The sequence below is a fragment of the Bradyrhizobium jicamae genome (assembly GCF_001440395.1).
In the GTDB taxonomy this organism is placed as follows: Bacteria; Pseudomonadota; Alphaproteobacteria; order Rhizobiales; family Xanthobacteraceae; genus Bradyrhizobium; species Bradyrhizobium jicamae.
Map to the genome: position 1 here is coordinate 44201 of NZ_LLXZ01000093.1, position 6893 is coordinate 51093.

General features: G+C 63.0%; 11 protein-coding genes. 3 read left to right on the forward strand and 8 right to left on the reverse strand.

Translation table 11 applies throughout. The annotated features are described in order from the left end of the window. Window positions 1–6 precede the first annotated feature (6 nt). The 3 genes from CQ12_RS14540 to CQ12_RS14550 are packed head-to-tail and all read left to right on the forward strand — an operon-like array spanning window position 7 to window position 2616. Window positions 7–672, forward strand: coding sequence for a polysaccharide deacetylase family protein (locus CQ12_RS14540; protein ID WP_057835985.1), 666 nt, complete (start codon window positions 7–9; stop codon window positions 670–672). After that, window positions 669–1538 carry a fumarylacetoacetate hydrolase family protein gene (locus CQ12_RS14545; RefSeq protein WP_057835986.1) on the forward strand — a complete coding sequence of 290 codons (870 nt, stop codon included), beginning with the start codon at window positions 669–671 and terminating at the stop codon, window positions 1536–1538. Before CQ12_RS14540 ends, CQ12_RS14545 begins: the two co-directional genes overlap by 4 nt. 37 nt (window positions 1539–1575) lie before the next feature. After that, complete coding sequence (locus CQ12_RS14550) at window positions 1576–2616, forward strand: uroporphyrinogen decarboxylase family protein (RefSeq protein ID WP_198164146.1); 1041 nt, start codon at window positions 1576–1578, stop codon at window positions 2614–2616. Here the strand turns inward: CQ12_RS14550 and CQ12_RS14555 are convergent. From CQ12_RS14555 to CQ12_RS42225, 8 genes are all read right to left on the reverse strand, one after another. Further along, window positions 2613–2816, reverse strand: coding sequence for a hypothetical protein (locus tag CQ12_RS14555; protein ID WP_057835987.1), 204 nt, complete (start codon window positions 2814–2816; stop codon window positions 2613–2615). The two genes, CQ12_RS14550 and CQ12_RS14555, sit on opposite strands and share 4 nt — an antisense overlap. 109 nt (window positions 2817–2925) lie before the next feature. Beyond that, a complete protein-coding gene (locus CQ12_RS14560; RefSeq protein WP_057835988.1) occupies window positions 2926–3534 on the reverse strand; it encodes a nuclear transport factor 2 family protein in 609 nt (202 codons plus the stop codon). A 91-nt stretch (window positions 3535–3625) separates the two neighbouring features. Further along, window positions 3626–3895: a hypothetical protein gene (locus CQ12_RS14565; RefSeq protein WP_057835989.1), complete on the reverse strand. Its 270-nt coding sequence runs from the start codon at window positions 3893–3895 to the stop codon at window positions 3626–3628. Next, window positions 3892–4878 (reverse strand): DUF2778 domain-containing protein, encoded by a 987-nt coding sequence (locus tag CQ12_RS14570; protein WP_083519279.1) that lies wholly within the window; start codon window positions 4876–4878, stop codon window positions 3892–3894. Before CQ12_RS14570 ends, CQ12_RS14565 begins: the two co-directional genes overlap by 4 nt. 192 nt (window positions 4879–5070) lie before the next feature. Next, the gene (locus tag CQ12_RS14575) at window positions 5071–5496 is read right to left on the reverse strand and encodes a DOPA 4,5-dioxygenase family protein (protein ID WP_057836047.1); all 426 of its coding nucleotides are present in this window, start codon (window positions 5494–5496) and stop codon (window positions 5071–5073) included. A gap of 76 nt (window positions 5497–5572) precedes the next feature. Beyond that, window positions 5573–6133 carry a carboxymuconolactone decarboxylase family protein gene (locus tag CQ12_RS14580; protein ID WP_057835991.1) on the reverse strand — a complete coding sequence of 187 codons (561 nt, stop codon included), beginning with the start codon at window positions 6131–6133 and terminating at the stop codon, window positions 5573–5575. 58 nt (window positions 6134–6191) lie between these two features. Further along, complete coding sequence (locus CQ12_RS14585; RefSeq protein ID WP_057835992.1) at window positions 6192–6725, reverse strand: VOC family protein; 534 nt, start codon at window positions 6723–6725, stop codon at window positions 6192–6194. Window positions 6726–6791: 66 nt separating this feature from the next. Further along, window positions 6792–6893, reverse strand: a 102-nt coding sequence (locus CQ12_RS42225; RefSeq protein WP_157088222.1) for an SDR family oxidoreductase, incomplete at its 5' end; no start/stop codon positions are given.

Here is a 6893-nt window from a genome sequence, read left to right on the forward strand (position 1 = left end):
GCTTGCGTGTTCGACCTGACGCTGACATTCGACAATGGTCCCGAGCCCGGCGTCACGCCGCGCGTACTCGATACCTTGCGCGAACGCGGCATCGAGACGACGTTCTTCGTGATCGGCGAAAAGCTTGGCGACCCCGAACGCCGCCGGCTGGCGGCGCGCGCGCACGATGAGGGCCACTGGATCGGCAATCACACCTTTACGCATACGGTGCCGCTCGGGCAGCTAAGCGATCCGGAAGCGGCGCGGCATGAGATCGGCCGGACGCAAGATGCAATCGGCGACCTTGCCCATGCAGAGCGTTGGTTCCGCCCGTTCGGCGGCGGCGGCAATCTCGATCAGCGGCTGCTGAAGCCTTCGGTCGTCGGTTACCTCGCCCGCAACAAGCATAGCGTCGTGCTCTGGAACGCTATTCCGCGCGACTGGGACGATCCGGATGGCTGGGCCGACCGGGCCATCGAACAATGCCGCTCGCAGCCATGGAGCCTGATGGTGCTCCACGATCTGCCCAGCGGCGCCATGGATCACCTTGAAGGCTTTATCGACCGCGCCGAAAAAGCCGGTGCGCGTTTCCACCAGGACTTTCCGCCCGGCTGCGTCCCGATCCGGTCGGGCGAGATCGTGCTGCCCATCCAGCCCTACGTTTCCAACATCGAAGAGAGTGTCACACCATGAAGATCGCGAGTTTCAAGGCCGGCCCGACCGCAACCTACGGCCTGATCACGAACACCGGGATCATCGATGCCGGGAAGCGGTTGAAAGCGTATCCGACGCTGAAGTCGCTGCTGGCAAAGGGATCGCTCGACGAACTGAAAGCGCTGCAAAGCGAACGTCCCGATTATGCTCTGGCCGAAATCGAATTGCTGCCGACCGTTCCCGACCCGGACAAGATCTTCTGCATCGGCGTCAACTACGCCACGCACCTGGCCGAAAGCGGCCACCCCACCCCGCCGCATCCGATGATCTTCACCCGTTTTGCCAACAGCCAGGTCGGCGGCGGCCAGCCGATGATCCGGCCGCTGGAGTCCGAACGCTTCGATTACGAGGGCGAGATGGCCGTCATCATCGGCAAGGCCGGCCGGCGGATTTCGCGCGAAGCGGCGCTCGCGCATGTCGCGGGCTATGCCTGCTACAATGACGGCAGCATCCGCGACTGGCAGCGCCACACCTCGCAATTCGCGCCGGGCAAGAATTTCGTCGGCACCGGCGCGTTCGGCCCCTGGATGGTCACGACGGATGAAATCCCTGATATCAGCAAGCAGACCATCGCCACCCGCCTCAACGGCGTCGAGGTGCAGGCCGCGCCGATCTCGGACCTCGTCTTCGATGTCCCCGCCCTGATCGCCTATTGCTCGACCTTCACCGAGCTGGTCCCTGGCGACGTCATCGTCACCGGTACCACGGGCGGCGTCGGCGCCTATCGCACGCCGCCGCTCTGGATGAAGGATGGCGACGTGGTCGAGGTTGAAGTGTCCGGCATCGGCGTGCTGCGCAATCCGGTCAAGGACGAGGTTGCGGCAACTGCAACTCGCGCGGCCTGATGGGCCTAGTCACAATAAAAAGAGCAAGGAGACGATCATGAACCTGCCAAAGCATCTGCTGCCAACCACGGTTGTCGGCAGCTACCCGCAGCCGGAATGGCTGGTCGATCGCGCGATGCTGTCCAAGGTGGTGCCGCGCACCCGCCTCCATGCGATGTGGCGGCTTCCTGCCGAGCATCTGGAGGAAGCGCAGGACGACGCCACCATCGTGGCGATCAGGGACATGGAGCGCGCCGGCATCGATATCGTGACCGACGGTGAAATCCGCCGCGAAAGCTATTCGAACCGCTTTGCCACCGCACTTGAGGGCATCGACGACGAGAAGCCGGCGATGATCACCTCACGCAGCGGGCACGAAACGCCGGTGCCCCGCGTGGTCGGCCCGGTAAAACGCCGCGGACCGGTCGAACGGCTTGATATGGAATTCCTGCGCAAGAACACCGACCGCGCCGCCAAGATCACCCTGCCCGGCCCGTTCACGATGAGCCAGCAGGCCAAGAACGAGTACTACAAGGACGACGAAGAACTGGCGATGGCATTCGCCGAAGCCGTCAACGCCGAAGCGCTCGACCTGCAGAAGGCCGGCGCCGACGTGATCCAGCTTGACGAGCCCTGGGTGCGCAACAATCCGGACCTCGCCCGCCGCTACGCCGTCAAGGCGATCAACCGCGCCCTGCAGGGCATCACGGTGCCGACCGTGGTGCATCTGTGCTTCGGCTATGCCGCAGTCGTTCCCGGCTCGACCAAGCCGGCCGGCTATTCCTTTCTTGCCGAACTCGCCGACACCAATGCCGAGCAGATATCCATTGAGGCCGCGCAGCCAAAGCTCGATCTCGGGGTGCTCAAGGATCTGTCGTCGAAGAAGATCATGCTTGGCGTGCTCGACCTCGGCAATCCCGAGATCGAAACCGCCGATGTGGTGGCCGGCCGGATTCGCAACGGCCTGAAGCACGTCGCGGCTGACCGCCTCGTCGTCGCGCCCGATTGCGGCATGAAATACATGCCGCGCCATGTCGCGTTCGGAAAGCTGAAGGCGATGTGCGACGCAGCGGCGACCGTGCGCAAGGAGATCAGCTAGGCCGGACTGCTGTCGATCCGGGTCAGGAACTGTTCCAGCGGGTCGTCTTGACGGCCGGATCGTTGCAGATCGATCGGTTCACGGGAAAGGCGCAACCAGTTTTCAGCCTCAGCCAGCCAATAGATCTTGCTGTCCGGTTCACGCTGCGCGAGCAGCCTGCACAATGCCGCCCGCGAACTCAGCTCCAGTTGACTTGCCATACGCATCCCCTGCCATAGGTGATGCCTCATGCTGCCCCGCGGGCCTCGATGGGTTCTTTGATCCACATCAAGTATCGTGACGATGCAGGACGCCGCGCAGCAAGATAACCTAGATCGGATTACCTTTCAGCCACGCCGCGCCGCGCGCATACAATGCCTCGACTTCGGGCCCTTTCAGGCCCGGCATGTCGCGCTTGACGGTGTAGCCGATGCGGGTCTGCAAATAAGCGAGGTGCCGGTAACCGGGCGGGAATTGCTCGAGCAGAGCCTTGTCCAGCACCGGCGCCGTGCCGGGCGTGACGGGGTCCATGCGGTCCTTCTCATAGATCGGCTGGCGCAACACGATCCCCCATCGCCCGTCTCGCTTTTCGAGGAAGTCGTAAAATCGTCCGGTGCAGAGCACGTCGCACAGCACGCCTTCGACCTCGGCGCGCTGCGAGATCGTCATCTTGGTCTGCGAGATGGCGCGGTTTCCGGCGAGGTCGACCGAGATGCCGCCAAGGAAATGCAGGATGCTGACGCCCTTGGCCCAGGCCTGCTTGCTGATTTCGATGAACTCGTCGCCGGTGCCCTGCGTCCAGGTCGCCATCATGCGGCCGTCCGGATGCCAGACGGTGCGGAAGCGCTCCCAGTCTCCGGCATCGCGCCAAATCGCCCAGTTCTGCAGCAATTCGCGGATCAGGCGATCGTCTTCAATCTCGGCGTCACTTCTGGGCATGCGGACGTTTCCCTCAGGGCATAGTTCTCAAATGTCCATGAGACATAGCCACGGCGGGCGTAGACTGACAAGCCGGGCAGGCCGGCTGCCGTCACAACAGCCTGGCGCGGACGAACAGCGCACGCAGCGCGTCGGTCGCCTGCACGGTCAGCATCGCGTTATCGGCGGCGCCCTGCAGTGCCCTGACGGCATCGGCATGCAGCGCGCGGAATTCGATCCATTCGATCGAAGAGAGATTGGTGATGAAGCGATAGGCCTGTCCGACGGTGGCGATCGATACCGTCCTGCCGTTCAGGTTGATCTTGAAAACCGCCCGCAACGGCGTGTCGGAATCGGCGACGTCGCCGGCGACTGAAGTCATGACGGGGACGGTGAGCGCCGCGACGCAGTCAGACCTTCGCGCAGGCTCGGCACGACGACCAGCCGCTTGACCTCGCCGTTCCGGTAGGCCTGCAGGAACCTGTCATAATCCTTGATCGAGACGCAGCCGTTGGAATCGCCGTTGGGTCCGAGCAGGTAGCTGTGAACGAGCAGGCCGTTTCGCCCGTGCATTTCGTTTTCGCCCACCGGCGTCATGCGCAGCGCGGCAACGCCATGAAACAGTTTCTCGCGCGGTTTCAGATCGTAGACGTTCGGCGGCGTCGCGCCGACCATGCGCTGGTCGACATGCGCCGGATTGTCCATCAGGCTGCCGAGTCCGGAGTGCGCCTCGAGCTTGGTGCCGTTCGGCAGGTACACCATGCGGGCCGAGATATCGTAGACTGCAGTCTGACTGTCGTAGCCAAGCGCAGCCAGATCCTTGCGCTCGCTGAGCAGCCCGTCTCCCGGCGTCAGCGATGCCAGCGAGAACCGCATCGGCACCAGGTCGGCAAGCTTCTCGAACATCGTGCGGTTATCAGCCGAGACCGTCGGCGGATCGTTCCTCATGGACTGGAGATTGGCGAGGACCGGCCGGGACCTCGGCAAGGGAATCGCGGCTTCAACTGTTGGCGCCGGCTGCTCGGACTCAGGCTGCGCAACCTGCTCCCGCGATGGTCCGCCCAACTGGCTTTCAATATGCCCGAACTCCGCCTCGAAGTCAGAGCGTCGCGCGGCGGGACGCGAGGGGTAGTTGATGGCCAGCGAACGACGCACCGAGGACGGACCGAACCGCTCGTCGAACGAGGTTGCGCTGGAGACGTTCGCGGATGCGGGATCGATCCAGCGGGCCCAATCGATATCGGTCACCCAGGCGGCCAGCCCCAATGCCATAGCAAGCGCCGCGACGCCGAGCGCCGCTTCACGGTACAATCGGGTACGCGGGCGCGAAGCAGGCCCGGCCACGCTGGTCGTACGATTACCCATCTATCCCCGGCTCGGCGCTTCTGGAATCACGTCTGATCCCTAAAGGATTCACCGAATTAGTCCCACCATAATGCAAACCAAAGTAAGGCATATTCGAGACAAACACTGACCACTATCATGACCGGCAGAATCCGCCGGTTCAAGTCCCGGAATGGGCAAATCGGCCGGCTTTACCCGGCCGGCGAGCTGCGCTCAGGGCCGCAAAATCGGATTGGTATTCGGTACTGGCGCCTGCTCCATTTCAGCGTGCTCCGGCAGCTTGTCCGCATGTACCGCGAGCGCCGGCCCGATCCAGATCGGATCGGCCAGGTGATCCCGGCGCGGATTGGTTGTGTTCGGATGGACCAGAACGCTCAATTTTCCATGGTTGAGCATCAGCCAGGGCACCAGTTCGGGGAATATCTCGCGGGCAAAGGCGACCTGGTACATGGCCTGGTCGTGCGGCCCGACCTTGACGTCGTGCCAGCGCCCGAGCGTGACCGAGAAGCGCTCGCCGATCCAGGTGCGCAGTTGCTCGGCTTCGGCCCGTGTGGTCGCCGGATCGTAGTAGATATGGGCGTGATAGCTGGCGATCTCGCCCAGTGGTCGCGGCCCGCCCGCTCCCGGCTCACCCGTCATGGCCTTGCTCCACGCCATCGCTGCTTTGGACCGGCCGATGATCGCTGCAACCGGGGACGTGGTCAATGTGCAGACGTCAGCCCGACCGCTTCTTGCTGCTCTCGTAGACGGTCATGCCGGCGGCGGGGTCGAGGTCGACCTCGGTCGCTTCCGTCAGGCGGGCCATCGTCATGTAGAAGCCGATCGCGAGGATTGATTCGACGATCTCCTGCTCGCTGAAGTGCTTGCGCATCGCAGCAAAGACCGGTTCTGCAACGCGCACGTTCTCGATCACTTCGCGGCCGAACGCCAATAGCGCCTTTTCGGCGTCATTAAAGGCGGCGTCCCCGTATTTTCCCTGCTCGATGCAGTCGATCTGCCGTTGCGTGACGCCGACGCCGAGCGCGATCGGGACGTGCTGCCGCCACTCATATTCGCCGTGCTCCCACTGCGCGACTTGAAGGATCAGCAACTCACGATTGATGTGACTGAGCTTTTGGCGGTGCAGGATCGAATTGGCGAAGCGCATCGCCGGAATGAAATTGGCTTCGGCATGCGCCATCATCCGGAAGATATTCAGGACGACCGGCATCCTGTCAAAGGACGTGCGTATGTCGCCGCCGGTTGCCGCCGGGTCGATCAGGGGAAGTCTTGCCATCCGCTTGTTTCCTTATGTTGCTGTTCTTGTTGTTGAATCGTTGGCGACGCTGCGTCGCTCAGCGGCCGCCGACTTCGCGGATGGGATCAGAGCCGTCCCAGCCGGCGGCAACCTTGCGGATGTGCTCGAAGAAGCTCCCCTTGCTGCCGCTGATGTCTGAGATTTCCACCACGGTGCCGGGGTGGGCCTCTGTATCAAAATAGGCGAAGCGGCCCTTCTCGCCGCCGATCTGCCCCTCGTGACCCACCTTGTAGCCCAGCGACAACGCGCGGTCGTAGAGGGCCTGATAGTCCCGCGTCCAGTACGACATGTGCTGCAGCCCTTCTCGGCCGGAGTCCAAAAACTCTTTGTACATCGAGGGCGCATCGTTGCGCTGCTGGATCAGTTCGATCTGCAGATCGCCGGAATTGGCGAGCGCCACGCTCATTTCCATGGCTGAGGCCTGCCCCCGGTGGCGAAAGTAGTCGGTCTTGACCTTGTCGATGTAATACCAGGGCCCGACGCCCATCACATTGACCCAGTGATCCATCGCGGCGCGGATATCGCGCACCACATATCCGTTCTGGCAGACTGCGCCAAAGATACGGCTCATTGAAACCTCCCGTCTGCTTACCGGCGGTACATGCCTTCCGCCTCGTGTTCTTCTTGATCCCGCTGTTCAGCCGATCGACCTGCCTCCGTCGATCACGAGTTCGGTGCCGGTGACGTAGCGGCTCTCGTCGCTGGCAAGCCACAAAATGCCGTTGGCGATATCCGCAGG